18 protein-coding genes and 1 pseudogene are annotated in these 16,757 nt (G+C 70.9%); 13 read left to right on the top strand and 6 right to left on the bottom strand.

From position 1 onward, the window contains the following. Both ACFVZW_RS29585 and ACFVZW_RS29580 read left to right on the top strand, forming a co-directional pair. A partial coding sequence (locus tag ACFVZW_RS29585; protein ID WP_384527515.1) for an MBL fold metallo-hydrolase occupies nt 1-530 on the top strand: 530 nt, incomplete at its 5' end. A 54-nt stretch (nt 531-584) separates the two neighbouring features. Continuing rightward, a complete protein-coding gene (locus ACFVZW_RS29580) occupies nt 585-1,364 on the top strand; it encodes an exodeoxyribonuclease III (protein ID WP_384527512.1) in 780 nt (259 codons plus the stop codon). On the opposite strand, the gene ACFVZW_RS29575 is transcribed toward ACFVZW_RS29580, so the two are convergent. Further along, on the bottom strand, nt 1,361-2,323 hold the full coding sequence (locus ACFVZW_RS29575) for a glycerophosphodiester phosphodiesterase (protein WP_384527509.1): 963 nt from the start codon (nt 2,321-2,323) through the stop codon (nt 1,361-1,363). The genes ACFVZW_RS29580 and ACFVZW_RS29575 overlap by 4 nt on opposite strands. Nucleotides 2,324-2,442: 119 nt before the next feature. On the opposite strand from ACFVZW_RS29575, the gene ACFVZW_RS29570 reads away from it, so the two are divergent. From ACFVZW_RS29570 to ACFVZW_RS29550, 5 genes are all read left to right on the top strand, one after another. Further along, complete coding sequence (locus ACFVZW_RS29570; protein WP_384527507.1) at nt 2,443-2,880, top strand: DUF6278 family protein; 438 nt, start codon at nt 2,443-2,445, stop codon at nt 2,878-2,880. Nucleotides 2,881-3,023: 143 nt separating this feature from the next. After that, a complete protein-coding gene (locus ACFVZW_RS29565; RefSeq protein ID WP_384527504.1) occupies nt 3,024-3,770 on the top strand; it encodes an amino acid ABC transporter ATP-binding protein in 747 nt (248 codons plus the stop codon). Nucleotides 3,771-3,786: 16 nt separating this feature from the next. Continuing rightward, nucleotides 3,787-4,704 carry a glutamate ABC transporter substrate-binding protein gene (locus tag ACFVZW_RS29560; RefSeq protein WP_384527500.1) on the top strand — a complete coding sequence of 306 codons (918 nt, stop codon included), beginning with the start codon at nt 3,787-3,789 and terminating at the stop codon, nt 4,702-4,704. Between the two features lie 17 nt (nt 4,705-4,721). Then, nucleotides 4,722-5,366, top strand: a complete 645-nt coding sequence (locus tag ACFVZW_RS29555) for an amino acid ABC transporter permease (RefSeq protein WP_384527498.1) — start codon at nt 4,722-4,724, stop codon at nt 5,364-5,366. Further along, entirely contained in the window at nt 5,363-6,235 is an 873-nt protein-coding gene (locus ACFVZW_RS29550) for an amino acid ABC transporter permease (protein ID WP_384527495.1), read from the top strand. Before ACFVZW_RS29555 ends, ACFVZW_RS29550 begins: the two co-directional genes overlap by 4 nt. A 52-nt stretch (nt 6,236-6,287) precedes the next feature. Here ACFVZW_RS29550 and ACFVZW_RS29545 read toward each other — a convergent pair whose 3' ends face one another. Next, nucleotides 6,288-7,835 carry an alpha/beta fold hydrolase gene (locus ACFVZW_RS29545; RefSeq protein ID WP_384527492.1) on the bottom strand — a complete coding sequence of 516 codons (1,548 nt, stop codon included), beginning with the start codon at nt 7,833-7,835 and terminating at the stop codon, nt 6,288-6,290. Between the two features lie 121 nt (nt 7,836-7,956). After that, nucleotides 7,957-9,132: an Ig-like domain-containing protein gene (locus ACFVZW_RS29540; protein WP_384527489.1), complete on the bottom strand. Its 1,176-nt coding sequence runs from the start codon at nt 9,130-9,132 to the stop codon at nt 7,957-7,959. Between the two features lie 183 nt (nt 9,133-9,315). On the opposite strand from ACFVZW_RS29540, the pseudogene ACFVZW_RS29535 reads away from it, so the two are divergent. Together ACFVZW_RS29535 and ACFVZW_RS29530 are read left to right on the top strand one after the other, a co-directional pair. Then, a pseudogene (locus ACFVZW_RS29535) lies at nt 9,316-9,931 on the top strand (hypothetical protein). 45 nt (nt 9,932-9,976) lie between these two features. Further along, nucleotides 9,977-11,212: a cytochrome P450 gene (locus ACFVZW_RS29530; RefSeq protein WP_384527485.1), complete on the top strand. Its 1,236-nt coding sequence runs from the start codon at nt 9,977-9,979 to the stop codon at nt 11,210-11,212. Here ACFVZW_RS29530 and ACFVZW_RS29525 read toward each other — a convergent pair. Further along, nucleotides 11,184-11,924: a hypothetical protein gene (locus ACFVZW_RS29525; RefSeq protein ID WP_384527482.1), complete on the bottom strand. Its 741-nt coding sequence runs from the start codon at nt 11,922-11,924 to the stop codon at nt 11,184-11,186. The two genes, ACFVZW_RS29530 and ACFVZW_RS29525, sit on opposite strands and share 29 nt — an antisense overlap. 103 nt (nt 11,925-12,027) lie before the next feature. Here ACFVZW_RS29525 and ggt point away from each other — a divergent pair, with 103 nt between their 5' ends. Then, nucleotides 12,028-13,824, top strand: a complete 1,797-nt coding sequence (gene ggt, locus ACFVZW_RS29520; protein WP_384527479.1) for a gamma-glutamyltransferase — start codon at nt 12,028-12,030, stop codon at nt 13,822-13,824. 160 nt (nt 13,825-13,984) lie between these two features. Here ggt and map read toward each other — a convergent pair whose 3' ends face one another. After that, complete coding sequence (gene map / locus ACFVZW_RS29515; protein ID WP_384527476.1) at nt 13,985-14,752, bottom strand: type I methionyl aminopeptidase; 768 nt, start codon at nt 14,750-14,752, stop codon at nt 13,985-13,987. A gap of 33 nt (nt 14,753-14,785) precedes the next feature. On the opposite strand from map, the gene ACFVZW_RS29510 reads away from it, so the two are divergent. Further along, entirely contained in the window at nt 14,786-15,037 is a 252-nt protein-coding gene (locus ACFVZW_RS29510) for a helix-turn-helix transcriptional regulator (RefSeq protein ID WP_362358844.1), read from the top strand. 38 nt (nt 15,038-15,075) lie between these two features. Here ACFVZW_RS29510 and ACFVZW_RS29505 read toward each other — a convergent pair whose 3' ends face one another. Beyond that, the gene (locus ACFVZW_RS29505) at nt 15,076-15,750 is read right to left on the bottom strand and encodes an NAD(P)-dependent oxidoreductase (protein ID WP_384527473.1); all 675 of its coding nucleotides are present in this window, start codon (nt 15,748-15,750) and stop codon (nt 15,076-15,078) included. A 61-nt stretch (nt 15,751-15,811) separates the two neighbouring features. Here ACFVZW_RS29505 and ACFVZW_RS29500 point away from each other — a divergent pair, with 61 nt between their 5' ends. Together ACFVZW_RS29500 and ACFVZW_RS29495 are read left to right on the top strand one after the other, a co-directional pair. Further along, nucleotides 15,812-16,207, top strand: a complete 396-nt coding sequence (locus ACFVZW_RS29500; protein ID WP_384527470.1) for a winged helix-turn-helix transcriptional regulator — start codon at nt 15,812-15,814, stop codon at nt 16,205-16,207. 10 nt (nt 16,208-16,217) lie between these two features. After that, nucleotides 16,218-16,598 (top strand): PPOX class F420-dependent oxidoreductase, encoded by a 381-nt coding sequence (locus tag ACFVZW_RS29495; protein WP_384527467.1) that lies wholly within the window; start codon nt 16,218-16,220, stop codon nt 16,596-16,598. Nucleotides 16,599-16,757: the final 159 nt, after the last annotated feature.

The raw sequence follows: 16,757 nt of genomic DNA, 5'->3' as shown, positions 1-16,757 counted from the left end.
GCGCGCACTTCATCCCCGACCCCCCCCACCCCCCACAACTTGTCGCCGCGCACGGGCGGGGGCCCGCTCTGGAGCCCCCCCCGGCGCCCGAGATCGCCACGCGGCGCCGGCACGCGGAGAAGCTCTCGGCCGCCTTCCCGGGCCGCGTCCACACCGTCGGCCACGGTGACTCCTTCACCGCGGCCGGCTTCGACGTCCAGGTCCACGGCGAGCTGCACGCGGTGATCCACCCGGACATCCCCCGGGTCACGAACGTCGGCTTCCTCGTGGACGGCTCCGTCTTCCACCCGGGCGACGCGCTGACCGTCCCCGGCCACCCGGTGGACACGCTGATGCTGCCGGTGATGGCCCCCTGGAACAAGATCTCCGAAGTGATCGACTACGTGCGCGAGGTCAAGCCGCGCCGGGCCTTCGACATCCACGACGCCCTGCTCACCGACCTCGCCCGGCCCATCTACGACCGGCAGATCGGCGCCCTCGGCGGCACGGACCACGGCCGGCTGACCCCGGGCGACTCGACCGAGCTGTGATCCACCGGGCCGCGAGGACGGTGACTGTCACACCCCTTCGTTAGGCTTGCGCTCATGCGCATCGCGACCTGGAACGTCAATTCGATCACCGCCCGCCTGCCCCGACTCCTGGCCTGGCTGGAGAGCACCGGCACGGACGTGCTGTGCATCCAGGAGACCAAGTGCACCGTCGAGCAGTTCCCCGCCGACGAGCTGCGTGAGCTGGGGTACGAGTCGGTGGTGAACGCCACCGGACGGTGGAACGGCGTGGCCCTGCTCTCCAAGGTCGGCCTGGAGGACGTCGTCACCGGCCTGCCCGGCGGGCCCGACTACGAGACCGTGCAGGAGCCCCGGGCGATCTCCGCGACCTGCGGACCGGTCCGCGTCTGGTCGGTCTACGTGCCCAACGGCCGCGAGGTCGCCCACGAGCACTACGCGTACAAGCTGCGCTGGCTGGAGGCGCTCCAGGCGGCGGTCGCCGAGGACGCCGCGGGGGAGCGGCCGTTCGCGGTCCTGGGCGACTACAACATCGCGCCGACCGACGACGACGTCTGGGACCGGGCCGCCTTCGAGGGCCTCACGCACGTCACCGACCCGGAGCGGGCAGCGCTGGCCGGACTCCGCGAGGTCGGCCTCGCGGACGTGGTCCCGCGGCCGCTGAAGTACGACCACCCCTTCACGTACTGGGACTACCGCCAGCTGTGCTTCCCGAAGAACCGCGGGATGCGCATCGACCTGGTCTACGGCAACAAGCCCTTCGCCGAGGCGGTCAAGGACGGCTACGTCGACCGCGAGGAGCGCAAGGGCAAGGGCGCCTCCGACCACGCACCGGTCGTCGTCGACCTGGACGTCTAGGGCGTGGACCCCGCCTGACGGCCCTGGGCCCAGGCGGCATTCCAGCCGGACAGTTCGGCCGGGCGGTTGGTGATGATGCCGTCGGTGCCGAGCGCCTCCAGGGTCTTCCAGCGGTCCGCGCTGTCGACCGTCCAGGCCATCACGGCCACCCCCGCCGCGTGGAGCTTCCCCACCGCCTCGGGGTGGGCGGTGAGCTGGGCGACGGCCGGGTTGTAGGCGCTCAGTCCGAGCTCCGCGGCGACCGCGACCGGGTCGGGGTCCAGCGTGTCGCGCAGCAGGCCGAGGGGGAGTTCGGGTGCCAGCGCGCGGGTGTGCCGCAGCGCCTCGGGGTCGAAGCTCTGCACGAGCACCCGGCCGGCCATGCCGTGGTCGCGTACCTCCTTGACGATCCGCGCCACCTCGTCGCGGCTGTGGCTGCCCTTGATCTCAAGGACCAGGTTCCCGCCGCGCAGGCGCAGATCGTCCAGCTGGGCGGCGAGGGTGGGGACCCGTACGCCGGTGAACACGGGGGCGAACCAGGAGCCCGCGTCGAGCCGGTCCAGCTGCCTGGAGGTCAGTCCGCGGATCGGCCCGGTCCCGTCGGTGGTGCGGTCGACCGTGGTGTCGTGGAGGACGTACGGCACGCCGTCCCGGCTCGGCTGGACGTCGTTCTCGATCCACCGGGCGCCGCCCCTGCGGGCGACCTCGTCGGAGACGAGCGTGTTCTCGGGCGCGGCCGAGGAGGCGCCCCGGTGGGCGATCACCGTCACCGGCGAGCCGGGCGCCCGCAGGAAGGCGTTCGTGGCACGCTGCTCGGCGACGGCCGAGACCTTGCCCGTGTCGGGTGCGGAGGCGGACGGTGCCTCCCGTGTGGTCAGAAACGCGGTGGTCGAGGCACATGCCAGGGTGAGTACGAGCGCGACGGTTGCGTTGCGCCGGCCACGCCGCGGGCCGGCCGGAGGGTCCTTGGGCTCAGACATGCGCCTCACCCTAGGGGGGTGTCCGCCCGGACGGGAGGCGACGCGGCGGGCCGCCCGGGCCGGGACGATCTCCGCGCGCCGGGTGGTGTCACGGGAGGGTGCAGTGCGACGCTGGTCGGATGAACATCCCGTTCCTGGACATCTGGCGCAAGCGGCCCGAGGCCGATCAATCCCCCCTGGCCGCGGCCTTCGACCGTGATCCGGAGGGGGTGGGTGAGTTGCTCGCCGAGTGCGAGCTGTTGCGCGCCAGGGCCCAGGCCGCGGGGGTGAGGCTGGACGACACCCCGCGCTCGCTGGTGGCGATCGACCAGCTCACGCCGCGCTGGCGGGACGATCCGGAGGAGCTGCCCTGGATCGGCAATGACGCCGGGCTGTACTTGGGGACGGTCATCGTGCGGACGGTGCCGGGCGCTGCCTGGCAGGTGTGGCCGGGGGGTCGTCCGGTGGTCCGGCTGGCCTCGGGGCGGGAGATCGACGTGGTGACGGCGGGGCTCGACTGGGCCGTCGGCGGATCACCCGAACTGTCCCAGGTGTACGCGGAGGCCGCCGAGTTCTGAGCCGCCCCGAACGGGTCTCGGGCCACCGCTCCGCAGTAAATACGGCTAATGCCGTTTTCATGCGTGTCGGGTATGAAGTCCCTTTTTATGCTGGATAGTTTGCGCTGACCTCGCCACAGCCGAGAAGGGGGCAGGGGCAGCGTATGGCCGTCGTCGATCCGTTGATCGAGCTGCGTGACGTCAACAAGCACTACGGCACCTTGCACGTTCTGCAGGACATCCGCCTCACCGTGGGTCGCGGGGAGGTCGTGGTGGTCATCGGACCGTCCGGCTCGGGCAAGTCGACGCTCTGCCGGGCCATCAACCGACTGGAGTCCGTCGAGGCGGGCGAGATCCTCATCGACGGAGAGCCCATCCCCGCCGAGGGGAAGGCGCTGGCCCGGCTGCGGGCCGAGGTCGGCATGGTCTTCCAGTCCTTCAACCTCTTCGCGCACAAGACCGTCCTCGCCAACGTCTCCCTGGCGCAGATCAAGGTCCGCAAGCGCAAGAAGGAGGAGGCCGACCGGCGTTCGCGCGAACTCCTCGACCGGGTCGGGCTCGCCGCCCACGCCGACAAGTTCCCCGCCCAGCTCTCCGGCGGCCAGCAGCAGCGCGTCGCGATCGCCCGCGCGCTCGCCATGGACCCCAAGGCGCTCCTCTTCGACGAGCCGACCTCCGCCCTCGACCCCGAGATGATCAACGAGGTCCTGGAGGTGATGCAGCAGCTCGCCCAGGAGGGCATGACCATGGTCGTCGTCACCCACGAGATGGGCTTCGCCCGCTCCGCCGCCAACCGCGTCGTGTTCATGGCCGACGGCCGCATCGTCGAGGACCGCACCCCCGAGGAGTTCTTCACCAGTCCGCGCAGCGAGCGCGCCAAGGACTTCCTGTCCAAGATCCTCAAGCACTGAACGGGGGCGGGGCACCATGCACCGTACGCGACGCGCTCTCACCGTCCTCGCGCTGCTCGCCTCCGCCGTGACCACGCTGGTCGCCTGCGGCAAGGAGGGAAGTCCGCCCGTCAAGGGCCCGCAGCCCGACGAACTCCCGGTCTACCAGGTCCAGTCGGGGTTCCAGCTGCCCGAATCCCCGACCTGGCGGAAGGCCAAGGAGCGTGGCCATCTGATCGTCGGCGCCAAGGAGGACCAGCCCTACATGGGGGAGAAGGACCCGGCCACCGGACGGTACTCGGGCTTCGACATCGAGATCGCCAAGATGATGTCGGCCTCGCTCGGCTTCGACCCGGCCACGATCGAGTTCCGGACCATCGCCTCGGCCAACCGCGAAACCGCCCTGCAGAACGGCCAGATCGACTACTACGTCGGCACCTACACCATCAACGACAACCGCAAGAAGCTCGTCGGCTTCGCCGGCCCCTACTACATGGCCGGTCAGTCGCTGCTCGTCCGCACCGACGAGAACGACATCGACGGACCGCAGGACCTCGACGGCAAGCGCGTCTGCTCGGCCGCCGGATCCACCCCGTACCAGCGCATCGAGAAGGACTACCCGAAGGCGGACCTCGTCGCCTACGACACCTACTCCGTCTGCGTCGACAACCTGCTCACCTACCAGGTCGACGCGGTCACCACCGACGACACGATCCTCATGGGCTACGCGGCCAAGGTCCCCGACGAACTCAAGGTCGTCGGCAAGCCGTTCTCGAAGGAGCCGTACGGCATCGGCGTCCCGCGCAGCGACAACGCCCTGCGCTTCGCCCTCGACGACGCCCTCGCCGTCCACGAGAAGAACGGGGACTGGAAGAAGGCGTACGACGCGACCCTCGGCCTCTCCGGGGTCCCCGCCCCGCAGCCGCCCCCCATCGACCGCTACCCGGCGAGCTGAGGAGGAGGCCCCCCGGCATGGACGTCCTGACAGAGAACTTCGCGCTCTACGGCGAAGGCTTCCTCGGCACCGTCGAACTCACCGTCTACTCCTCGGCCCTCGCCCTCGTGCTCGGCTTCGTGATGGCCTCCTTCCGCGTCGCGCCCGTCGGCTCCTTCCGGGTCTTCGGCACGGTCTGGGTCACCGTGCTGCGCAACACCCCGCTCACCCTGCTCTTCTTCGCCGTGATGCTCGGCCTGCCGCGCTTCGGACTCGTGCTCCCCTTCGAGCTGTTCGCGGTCCTCGCGCTCGGCTGCTACACCTCGGCCTTCATCTGCGAGGCGCTGCGCTCCGGCATCAACACCGTTCCGCGCGGCCAGGGCGAGGCCGCCCGCAGCCTCGGCATGACCTTCGGACAGACCCTCAACGCCGTCGTCCTGCCCCAGGCGTTCCGCTCCGTCATCCCGCCCATCGGCTCCACGCTCATCGCGCTCGCCAAGAACTCCGCGATCGCCGGAGCCTTCAGCGTCAACGAACTCCTCGGCACCTACAAGACGTTGAGCGAGCTCGGCTACAACATCGTCTGGACCTTCGTCTGGATCGCCGTCGGATACCTGATCATCACCCTCACCATCAGCGCGATCTTCAACGTCCTGGAGAAGCGCTGGGGAGTCGCCCGATGACCGAGTCCACCGCCCTGTACGACATCCCCGGCCCACAGACCCGCAAGCGGCACCGGCTCTACGGCGTCGTCTCCACCGTCGCGATCCTGGCCCTGGCCGGCTGGATCCTCTATCTCCTCTTCGACACCGAGCAGTTCACCGCCACGAAGTGGTCGCCCTTCGCATACATCGGGATCCAGGAGCTGTTGCTGCGCGGCCTGCGCAACACCCTCACGGCCTTCGCGTACGCCTCGGTGCTCTCGCTCGCGCTCGGCGCCGTCCTCGCCACCGGACGCCTCTCGGAACGCGCGGTGTTCCGCTGGGTCTCGACGCTGCTCGTCGAGTTCTTCCGCGCCATGCCCGTGCTCGTGATGATCTTCTTCATCTTCGTGGCGCTGAAGGTCCAGCCGCTGCCGGCACTGGTCGCCGGACTGACCCTCTACAACGGCTCGGTGCTCGCCGAGGTGTTCCGCACCGGGGTCGACACCGTCGACCGCGGCCAGCGGGAGGCGGCGTACGCACTCGGTATGCGCAAGACCCAGGTCATGACCTACGTCCTCGTGCCGCAGGCGGTCCGGGCGATGCTGCCGACCATCATCAGCCAGTTGGTGGTGGCCCTGAAGGACACCTCGCTCGGCTTCCTCATCACCTACGAGGAGTTCCTGCACGCGGGCAAGCTGATCGCGTCGAACCTCGACTACGATCTGCCGTTCATCCCCGTCGTGATGGTGATCTCGCCGATCTACATCGGGATGTGCATGCTGCTCTCCTGGTTCGCCACCTGGGTGGCCCGGATGGAGCGTCGCAGTCCCAAAACCAAGGCCGCGGACGTCCGCCCGGCCGAACCAGAGACGCTGCTGCCGGGTGGGGGTCCTCCCACGGGGCCCTAGGAGCCCCGCAGCAGCCGGCATGGAGCCGAACCCGTCCGGCAGCAGCCGGTGATCACTTCTCCCGCAGCGGGACCGACACGTACGAGGGGTCGGCCGACGGGGAGGAGAAGGTCAGCTGTGCGCCGGTCGGGTTGTGCTCGATGTAGAGCGGGTCGACGGTGTCGACGACCAGGGCGAGACGGTGGCCCGCCGGCACGTCGTAGGCGGTGGAGAACAGATCCAGGTCGACGGCGAACGGCTTGCCGGGTGTCTTGCCGTGGAAGGTGTACGGGGCATTGCTGACCAGCTTGCCGAGGCCGAGCGGGCCCACGTCGTAGAGGTACGCGACGAGGGTGCCGCTCTCCTTGGTGGAGGTGACCGTGGTGTGCAGCTTCGCCGTGCCGCGCACCCGCTGGGCCGTGTCGTACCGCTCGGACTGCCAGACACCGGCGAAGGGGCGGGGGAGGAGCGGGATCGAGGCGACGGGCGGGGTCTTCAGGAACTGGTCCAGGGCGTTGGAGAGCAGCACGATGCCGCCGTTGGCGCCGGAGTCGACGTTCGCCCGGATCCTCTGGGTGCCGGCGAGGGCGATCTTCCGCTCGTTCGCGCCCACCGACTTCCAGTCCGGATAGCCCTCGTAGCCGCCGGTGGACCGGGACTTGAGCTGGACGGGCTGCTCGCGGTCGATGCCGTTGTCGACGCCCTTGAGGTGGTGGTCGAACCAGCGCTGGGTGCTGGTCCAGGTGTCGTTGGGCAGCCCGAACAGGCCGGTGGCCTCGGCGGTGGCGTGGTCGCCGGGGCGGAACTCCAGGCGCTTGGGGCCCTGGAGCTTCTCGTAGAAGGAGGCGTACTGGTTGGGCGGGAAGATGGTGTCGCCCCAGGCGTTGCCGAGCATGATCGCGGCGCCGTTGGCGTTGATCCGGTCCAGGTAGGTGGCGGCGGAGCGCTCCTTGCCCCAGGCGATCATCTCCTCTTCCTTGGCCAGGTTGGAGGAGAGGAAGTCGCCCAGAATCCGCTGGAGTTCGGGGCCGGGGCGGCCGGTGAGGTAGCCGGCGCCGCCGAGCAGGGCCGCGGCCTGGAAGTGCTGGGTGCGGCCGCTGTAGATGGACTCGATGAGGTCGGCCCAGCCGCTCAGGGCCGCGACGGCCTTGATCCGCTTGTCGTGGGCGGAGGCGAGGAGGCTGATCCCGGCTCCGTAACTGACCCCGGCCATACCGACCTTGGCCGGGTCGGCGGGGGTGTTGGCGAGGGCCCAGTCGATGACCTTGGAGGCGTCGGCGACGTCCTTCGGTCCGGCGGTCTCGATCTCGCCGCCGGACTGCCAGAAGCCGCGCGAGTTGTAACTGACCACGACATAGCCGGAGTCGGCGAGCTTCTTGGCCTGGGCGAGGTACTCGATCTGCGGCATCGCCCAGCTGGTGGGGAGCACGATCACGGGGTAGCGGGTCGAGCCGTCGGCGCCGGCGGGGGTGACGATGTTGGCCTTGAGGATCGTGCCGCCGTCTCCGGCGATGTCGACGAAGCGGATGCCGGGCCCGGCGGCGTGGGCGGCGGGGGCGAGCCCGAGGGCCGTCCCGGCCACCAGGGCGGCCGAGACGGCGAAGACCAGAGGTGTGCGCACGGGTCACTCCTACTCGTGTCACTGGTGGGGACAGTGAAAGTGACCCGACGGTAACCGCCAGGGCTTACCTGAGGTAACTGGTCGGTAAGTTACGCGAGGGTAACGATTGTTGAACGGGTGATCAGCGCAGGGCGCTCTTCGCCTGCCACTCGGACCACGAGAGGTTCCACTCGCCGTAGCCGTTGTTCAGGGCCTGCGTCCCCTTGGCGTCCGAGCCGGTGATCTCGAAGGGATCGCCGACCTGCACCGCGTCGTACACACTCCGCGCGTTCGCGTCGCTCATGCCGATGCAGCCCGAACTCTTGTTGGCGCTGCCGAAGTAGGCCGCGTTCCAGGGTGCCGCGTGGGCGTACATACCGGACCAGGTCAGCCGCATCGAGTAGTCGACCATCTTGTCGTAGGCGTCGCCGAGTCCGACGGTCTCGGAGCGCATGTTGATGGTGCCCTCCTTGGACATCAGGACGGTCTTCCCGCGCCAGGACGCCTTCTCGCCGCCGGGCGTCCCCGCCGACATCGGCACGTCCTGGACCACCTGGCCGTCGCGGAGCAGCGTCAGCCGGTGCTTGTCGAGGTCGACCTTGACCAGCTGGTTCCTTCCGATCGAGAAGGTCGTGGTGTAGTCCCGGACGAACCAGCCGCCCGTGCCGGAGTCGGTACCGCTCAGGTCGGCGTCGAGGGTGACCTTCGTGCCGGACTTCCAGTACTCCTTCGGCCGCCAGTCGACCCGGTCCTTGCCCGACCAGTCCTGCATCCAGCCCCAGGAGCCCTCGGTGTCGTTCGAGGTCGTGACCTTGAGGTGCTTCTCGACCTCGGCCTTGTTCTTCACCGGGTGGTCGAACACGATCGACAGCGGCTGGGCGATGCCGACCGTGGTGTTCTTCCCCGGGGCGAGCGTCAGCTTGTTGACCTTCTCGGGGGCGGCGGTGGAGAACTCCGCCTTCGCGCTCCCGCCGGCCGTGTCGCGCGCCTCGACCGCGTACGCGGTCCCGGGCGTGGCCTTACGGGAGGAGGTCCAGCTCTTCCCGTCGGCAGCCACCTTCCCGTCGAGCCGCCCGCCCTTGGAATCGGTCACGCTCACCTGCTGAAGCCGCTCTCCCTCGGCCAGCGTGACGACGACGGGCTTGCCCGCCTCGGCGTTCGCCCCGGCCGGATTCACCGAGATACGAGTCTTGGGCGCCGGCGCATCCTGCCCGCCACCTTTCGCGTCGCCCGCTCCACCCGATCCCCCGGAACACGCACTGAGAGCGAGGGTCAGTGCGGTGGTGACGAGCAGGGCGGGCACGGGTATGCGCTTCACGAGGACGACCTCCGGTGGTGATCTCTTACGCGGGGAGAGAGTGCCGTCGGCCGGAATCGGTTCCGAATATGTGGACTATTTCGCCGATGTCGGATGTGAGATGGGCGACCCTGGCGCGCGGCGGCATGCCGACGGCCTGCATGATGGGCCCGCTCACCGCTCCTCGACCCTGCGATCGGCGCCATGTCCACTTCCTCCCACGACTCGGCGGTGCCGGGGCTCACGTCGTATCAACAGACCCTGCGGGAGCGGGTCCTGGCCGCCCCTCAGGTCGCGGCGCCGCTGCCATGGCGACCCGTCTTCGAGCCGTGCGCGGCCGTCGGCGGGCTGGTCGGGATCGGGTTCGCGCCGGATCCGCGGAGCGGGGGGAGACCTCGTGATGGTCGTCTCGCACGCCGGGCACGGGCTGTTCGACGCCACCACCGGGGAGCGGATCGCGCGGGACCCGCACCCCGACCCCGAAGGCGAGCTGCCCGAAGGGCCCGAGCTCTCCTGCCCGGGGCTCGGTCCGCTCGCCGGGACGCGGGTGCGGATCGCGGGGCTGTACGGCGGAGGGCTGTACTCCACCGCCTCCGGTGGCTGGAGCGTCGATGTCGTCGGGCCCGACTGGCCGAACGAGCGGGTCCTGCTCAGTACCGGCGGAAGCATGCACCGGGGGTCGCACGGCGAGACGTGGTGGCATGTGTTCCACTCCCGCTGGTCCGAGCTGCGGGCCGTCGGCTTCTCGCCCTCCGGGCGGACGCTCGCCGTCGCGACCAGCAGCGATCTGACCCTCTGGAGCCGCGCCGGGGAGGCGTGATCCCCGGATCTGGCGTTCCTGCGGCGGTCGCCCCAAGCTGGGGGCGTGGAGAACACCAGCGAGGTACCGGACGTCTTCGACCCACGGATCTACGCCGACGGGTTGCCGCACGAGGCGTTCAGGGTCCTGCGCGACCGTCGGCCCGTCGCCTGGCAGGAGGAGTACGACGTTCTCGGCTGGCCCCCCGGGCCCGGGTTCTGGGCCGTCACGCGTCATGCCGACGTCGTTCGGGTGCTCAAGGACTCCGCGGATTACTCCTCATGCCTCGGCGCCACACAGATCCGTGACCCGGACCCGGCCGATCTGCCCTTCATCCGGCGGATGATGCTCAATCAGGACCCACCCGAACACGGGCGCCTGCGCCGGCTCGCCAGCCGGGCGTTCACACCCGGCCGCATCGGACGGTTCGCCGGGACCGCGCGGGCACGGGCCCGCGAGCTGCTGAAGGCGGCCGTCGACGCGGGCCCTGAGGTCGACCTCGTGCGGGCCGTGACCGACGACTACGCGCTGCTCAACCTCACCGACCTGCTCGGCGTCCCCGCGGGCGACCGCGGACTGCTGCTCACCTGGACCGAGAGGGTCATCGCCTACCAGGACCCGGACGAGCCGCCCGTCCTCGACGAGCGGGGCCGACCGGTCAACCCCCGCTCGCCCGCCATGCTCGCCGAGATGTTCGACTACGCCCGCGAACTCGCCGCGTACAAGAGGAAGCACCCCGCCGACGACATCATGACCGCGCTCGCCACCTCCGAACTCCTCCCCGCCGAGCTGGAGATGTTCTTCTTCCTGCTCACCGTCGCCGGCAACGACACCGTCCGCAGCGCCGCCCCGGGCGGCCTGCTCGCCCTCGCCGAACACCCCGACGCACGCCGACGGCTCTGGAGCGGGGCCGTCACCACGGACCGCGCCGTCGAGGAGCTCCTGCGGTGGCACCCGCCCGTGCTCTCCTTCCGGCGCACCGCCGTCCGCGACACCGAACTCGCCGGTCGGCCCATCGCCGCCGGCGACAAGGTCGTCGTCTTCCACGCCTCCGCCAACCACGACGAACGCGTCTTCACCGACCCCCACCGCCTGGACCTGGACCGGACACCGAACCCGCACGTCTCCTTCGGCGAAGGACCGCACGTCTGCCTCGGCGCCCACTTCGCCCGGCTGCAGCTGCGCGTCCTGCACGAGGAGGTACGGGACACGCTGGAGGACCTGACCCTCACCGCCCCGCCCCGGCGGCTCGTGTCCAACTTCATCAACGGGATCAAGTCCCTGCCGGTTCGGGTGCGGTAGCCGGGGCTCTCGTCGTCGCGGCCCGCGTGACATCGGCGACCAGCTCCACCACATCGGGGCCGTACGCATCGGAGTTGACCACCTTGAGGAGGAGCACGAAGGGCCCGGAGCCGTACTTCCGCGCCAGCCTCTCGTGGTGCCGGGCGAGATAGCGGCTCGCGGCCTGGTTGGAGACCGCGGCCTGGCCGCAGAGGAGGAAGACCGGCCGTCCGCCCTCGCCGCCGGTGAGACGGGCGAGGATCACGTACTCGGTCGTCCCGTTCACGCACCGGTACACCTCGCCCCCGACCGTGATCATGCCCCGGTCCTCGAACGGATCTGACTCCACGTTCATCGTCAGGCCGGGCAGCAGGGAGGACAGATGGGCGGCCATCCGCCGGTTGGAGTACGGGCCGCCGACGCAGAACTCCGCGCGGTCCCCGAGGCCCTGCCGGGCCTCGTCGTGCTGGACTATCTCCGGGCGTGCCCCGCAGTCCTTGATCAGGGCGGAGAGTTCGAGCAGAGCGGATACGTCGACGTTGTGCACCGCCCGCTCGCTGCCCGCCTTCCGGTTCACCACCAGCAGGCACTCGGATCCGTCGCGCAGCCCGAAGAACGCCTGCTTGCGCCGGAGCGTGCGGCGCCAGAGGTACGTCCGGGTCAGCCAGCCCAGCGAACCGCTGACCCCGGTCGCGAGGACTCCCAGCACGACATTGCGCAGGTCTTCATTCATGGGCGCGCATGTTAGCGGCACGGCGGACCGCTGTTCGAGGCGGTCCTGACGAGAAGGCGGACGGAAGTTACGCTGCGCGGACGGTTGTTGACTGGAGGTACGGATGCGTCGTTCCGCCGCTCGGAAGGTCTCTCTGCTCGCCGTCGCCGCGACGGTGCTCTCGGTGGGCGCGGCGGCGCCACCGACCGGCCCGAGGCCATCGGTGAAGGAACCCGTCGCCGTCGGATACGGCGGGGCCGTCGCCAGCGTGGACGCCGACGCCTCCGCCGCGGGCATCGAGGTGCTCCGCAAGGGCGGCAACGCCGTCGACGCGGCCGTCGCCGTGGCCGCGGCCCTCGGCGTCACCGAGCCGTACTCCGCGGGCATCGGCGGAGGCGGCTACTTCGTCCACTACGACGCCAGGACCCGTACCGTCCACACGATCGACGGCCGCGAGACCGCCCCCGCGTCGGCGGACACCCGGCTCTTCATGGAGAACGGCAAGCCCATCCCGTTCGAGGAGGGCATGACCAGCGGCCGGGGCGTCGGCACCCCCGGCACCCCGGCGACCTGGAAGACCGCTCTCGACGCCTGGGGCAGCAAGCCGCTGCGCACCCTCCTCGAACCGGCCGGGCGCCTCGCCCGCGACGGCTTCACCGTCGACGCCACCTTCCGTGCCCAGACGGCCGCCAACGAGGCCCGCTTCCGGGACTTCCCGGCCTCTTCCGAACTGTTCCTGCCCGGCGGCCGACTCCCCGCCGTGGGATCCGTCTTCAAGAACCCCGATCTGGCCCGTACGTACGACAAGCTGGGCCGTGAGGGCGTCGGCGCGCTCTACCGGGGACCGCTGGCCCGGGACATCGTGAACACCGTCCGCACGCCTCCCGTACGGGACGGGGCCACCCGGGTGGTCCGCTCCGGCGATCTGACGGAGCGCGACCTCAGGGCCTACGAGACCGAACGGCGCCGGCCGACGCGGATCTCCTACCGGGGCCTCGACGTCTACGGCATGGCCCCGTCGTCCTCCGGCGGTACGAGCGTCGGCGAGGCGCTCAACATCCTGGAACGGACCGACCTCTCCACCGCCTCGCAGACCGCCTATCTGCACCGTTTCATCGAGGCGAGCCGGATCGCCTTCGCCGACCGGGGGCGCTGGGTCGGCGACCCGGCCTTCGAGGACGTGCCGACGCGCGAGCTGCTCTCGCAGCGGTACGCCGACTCCCGCGGATGCCTGATCCGCGACGACGCCGTGCTGACCAGCCCGCTGGCGCCGGGCGACCCGCGTCATCCGGCGGCCTGCGCGAGCGGGGGTACGGCGGCGCCGACCACGTACGAGGGTGAGAACACCACGCATCTGACGGTCGCCGACAAGTGGGGCAACGTCGTCGCGTACACCCTGACGATCGAGTCGACGGGCGGCAGCGGCATCACCGTTCCCGGCCGCGGATTCCTGCTCAACAACGAGCTGACGGACTTCTCCTTCGCCCCGGCGAACCCGGCCGTCCACGACCCGAACCTGCCGGGCCCGGGGAAGCGGCCCCGCTCCTCGATCTCCCCGACGATCGTGCTCGACGGACACGGACGGCCGGTGCTCGCCCTCGGCTCCCCGGGCGGCGCCACCATCATCACCACCGTGATCCAGACGCTGACCGGCGTCGTGGACCGGGGCCTGCCGCTCGTCGACGCGATCGCGGCCCCGCGCGCCAGTCAGCGGAACCAGACGACGACGGAGCTGGAGCCGGGGCTCTGGAACAGCCCGCTGAGGGGCGAACTCGAGGCGATCGGCCACGGCTTCCGGCAGAACCCGGAGATCGGGGCGGCGACCGGCGTACAGCGACTGCCCGACGGCCGCTGGGTGGCCGCGGCGGAGACGGTGCGCAGGGGCGGCGGCTCGGCGATGGTGGTGCGGCCGGCGCGGTAGCGAGGACGGGCGGGGCGGGCTCGGCGGCTCGGCGGGGGCTCAGGGCGGGCCGCGACGGCGGGCGGGCTGTGGCGACGGCTCGCCCGCCGAGGCCCGGCTCCCGCGCCAGGACCAACCGCCCACGGACCCTGCCTGTGGGCCCGCACCCACACGCACGCGCCTACGGTGCCGTGAGGATCCTCGGGCCGTCGTCGGTGATCGCGACCGTGTGTTCGGCGTGGGCCGCGCGGGAGCCGTCCATGGTGTGGACCGTCCAGCCGTCCCGCGCCGTGTAGTGGTCGTCCCCGCCCCCGCCGATCAGCATCGGCTCGATCGCGATGACCATCCCGTGGCGCAGCGGCATCCCCCGCCCCGGGCGTCCTTCGTTGGGGACGCCCGGGTCCTCGTGCATCGTGCGGCCGATCCCGTGACCGCCGAAGCCGTCCGGGATGCCGTAGCCCGCGTCCCGGCAGACACGGCCGATCGCGTGCGCGATGTCGCCGATGCGGTTGCCGACGACGGCCGCGCCGATGCCCGCCTCCAGGGCGGCGTACGCCGTGTCGACCAGCCGGGTGTCCGCGGGGCGGGCCCGGCCGACGGTGAAGCTGATCGCCGAGTCGCCCACCCAGCCACCGAGGATCGCGCCGCAGTCGACGGACACGAGGTCCCCGTCGACGAGGCGGCGGTCGTCCGGGATGCCGTGCACGATCGCGTCGTTCACGGAGACGCACACGACCGCCGGGAAGGGCACAGGGGCCCAGTCGGGGTGGTAGTCCAGGAACGGCGAGCCGGCCCCGGCCGCCGCGAGGACCTCCCGGGCCGCCCGGTCCAGTTCCCGCAGGCTCACGCCGGGCGCCGCCTTCTTCCGTGCGGCCGCCAGCGCCTCGGCCACCACCCGTCCCGCCTCGCGCATGGCGCGCACCGATTCGTCCGTCTTGATCTCGACCATGCCAATTACTATACCGGTATTACAATGGTCGCCATGGTGCGCACACCCCTGACCCCCGAAGAGCGCGAGCGCGGCGAGCGGCTCGGCGTTCTGCTGCGCGAGGCGCGCGGCGGCCGTTCCATGGTCGAGATCGCCGCGGCCGCCGGACTCTCCGCCGAGACGCTCCGCAAGATCGAGACCGGGCGGGCCCCGACCCCCGCCTTCTTCACCGTCGCAGCCCTCGCGGGGGTCCTGGGCCTCTCGATGGACGAGATCGTCACGCGCTGCGCGCTGGTGCCGGTCTGACCCTCGCGCCGGTCGCGTCCGCCGCCTCTCGACCCGTTTCAGACGGACACGGCGAGCTGGACGCGGCTGTGGCGCGGCCGGTCGATCTCGTCGATCAGAGCGCGTGCGAAATCCGCATGCGCGATCCGTCCGGGCCCGTCGAGCACCGTGCCCACGGCCGTCCGGTAGCCGCCGGTCAGCTCCGCGTCCTGGTTCAGATCCAGCGGCGGGACCACCATGAGCCAGTCGAGCTCCGGCCCGGCCTCGGCGTCCAGCAGCTCGAACTCCGCCACGTGCCCCTGCGAGAACGTGCGGAAGGCCGCCGGGAATTCGGGACCGTCCATCACCCGCACGCCCGGAGCGGTCTCCAGTGTCGCCCCGATCCCGACCGTCAACAGCCGTCGCACGGCTGCCCGGTGGAGCCCGGTGACCAGGGCCCGGGCCGCCGCCGTGAAGTACTCCTCCGAGGGGACGTCGAGGCGCGCCGAGGCGTTCACGGCCGCGCCGTGGCCCGCCGCGAGGGCCGCCACCGACGCCGGATCGGTCACGTCCCCGCGTACCAGCCTGACCGAACTCCCCTCCAGGTCGCGGTACTTCGCGGGGTCGCGGACCACGGCCGTCACGCGGTGCCCGCGGGTGACCGCCTCGTTCACGGCGGCCCTGCCGACCCGGCCGCCCGCCCCGAAGACGATGATGCTCTTGATGCCGTCGATGTTCTTCGCGTCGTCGCTCATGACCGGACCGTAGAACGGCGGTGCCTGATTACTTCAACGGTACTGGGCTAGCGTCGGACGCATGATCGAGAGCGAGCCCCGTCCGCTGAGTCGCGAGATGTTCCACGACCCCGACTGCTCCGAGCGCGCGCAGCCCGTACGGGTCGGCGGCAAGTGGACGGCCATGGTGCTGCGCTGCCTGGAGGGCGGGCAGCCGCGGCGCTTCTCCGAGCTGCGCGTCCCGTTGCACTGGATCACGCCCAAGGTGCTCACGGAGACCCTCCGGGCCATGGAGCGCGACGGCTTCGTCACCCGGACCGTCCACGACGAGAACCCGCCCCGGGTCGAGTACGCGCTGACCGCTCTCGGCCGCTCGCTGCTGGAGCCGCTGGACACGGCCTGCGCCTGGGCCCGGGCCCATGTACCCGAGATCGCCGAGGCCAGGGCCGCGTACGAGGGCGGTCGGGAGTCTGCGTAGGCTCGGCCGCATGATGCCCGAGGAGCTGCGGCGCGGCCGCTACGTCAGTCTCACCACCTTCCGGAAGAACGGGACGGGGGTGGCGACGCCGGTCTGGTACGCCGTGGAGGGCGACGAGCTCTTCGCGTGGACGCGCACCGACTCCTGGAAGGTCAAGCGGCTGAGGAACGACCCTCGGGTCGTGGTCGCCGTCTGCGACCTGCGCGGCAACGTTCCGGAGGGCGCCGTGCGGACCGAGGGGACCGCCCGGCTGCTGGAAGGGGACGAGCTGCGCCGGGTGCGCAAGCTGCTCTCCCGCAAGTACACGTGGCAGTACTGGCTCGTCGACTGGCCCGCCACGATCGCGCGGCTCGGCAAGCGGCCGCACACCGGGATCGCCGTGCGTTTCTGACCCGATCGCGCGACAGCCGGGCCCTGCGTGAAAACAGTCTGTAGCCGTGCCGTAACACGACTGGGGTCGAATAGCCGCGGACCGGAAGCTTCCAGTCGAGTGCGCGGGCGGTGCGGGCGATATGACGGTGTATCAACTCCCGGCAGAGGTCAGTGCGTT

This window comes from Streptomyces sp. NPDC059567 (assembly GCF_042735655.1).
In the GTDB taxonomy this organism is placed as follows: Bacteria; Actinomycetota; Actinomycetes; order Streptomycetales; family Streptomycetaceae; genus Streptomyces.
This window is presented reverse-complemented; position numbering and strand designations above follow the sequence as displayed.

Coding starts and splice junctions, on each gene's coding strand:
- ACFVZW_RS29580 (WP_384527512.1), top strand. CDS start 585: ATGCGCATCGCGACCTGGAACGTCAATTCGATCACCGCCCGCCTGCCC.
- ACFVZW_RS29575 (WP_384527509.1), bottom strand. CDS start 2,323: ATGTCTGAGCCCAAGGACCCTCCGGCCGGCCCGCGGCGTGGCCGGCGC.
- ACFVZW_RS29570 (WP_384527507.1), top strand. CDS start 2,443: ATGAACATCCCGTTCCTGGACATCTGGCGCAAGCGGCCCGAGGCCGAT.
- ACFVZW_RS29565 (WP_384527504.1), top strand. CDS start 3,024: ATGGCCGTCGTCGATCCGTTGATCGAGCTGCGTGACGTCAACAAGCAC.
- ACFVZW_RS29560 (WP_384527500.1), top strand. CDS start 3,787: ATGCACCGTACGCGACGCGCTCTCACCGTCCTCGCGCTGCTCGCCTCC.
- ACFVZW_RS29555 (WP_384527498.1), top strand. CDS start 4,722: ATGGACGTCCTGACAGAGAACTTCGCGCTCTACGGCGAAGGCTTCCTC.
- ACFVZW_RS29550 (WP_384527495.1), top strand. CDS start 5,363: ATGACCGAGTCCACCGCCCTGTACGACATCCCCGGCCCACAGACCCGC.
- ACFVZW_RS29525 (WP_384527482.1), bottom strand. CDS start 11,924: ATGAATGAAGACCTGCGCAATGTCGTGCTGGGAGTCCTCGCGACCGGG.
- ggt (WP_384527479.1), top strand. CDS start 12,028: ATGCGTCGTTCCGCCGCTCGGAAGGTCTCTCTGCTCGCCGTCGCCGCG.
- map (WP_384527476.1), bottom strand. CDS start 14,752: ATGGTCGAGATCAAGACGGACGAATCGGTGCGCGCCATGCGCGAGGCG.
- ACFVZW_RS29510 (WP_362358844.1), top strand. CDS start 14,786: ATGGTGCGCACACCCCTGACCCCCGAAGAGCGCGAGCGCGGCGAGCGG.
- ACFVZW_RS29505 (WP_384527473.1), bottom strand. CDS start 15,750: ATGAGCGACGACGCGAAGAACATCGACGGCATCAAGAGCATCATCGTC.
- ACFVZW_RS29500 (WP_384527470.1), top strand. CDS start 15,812: ATGATCGAGAGCGAGCCCCGTCCGCTGAGTCGCGAGATGTTCCACGAC.
- ACFVZW_RS29495 (WP_384527467.1), top strand. CDS start 16,218: ATGATGCCCGAGGAGCTGCGGCGCGGCCGCTACGTCAGTCTCACCACC.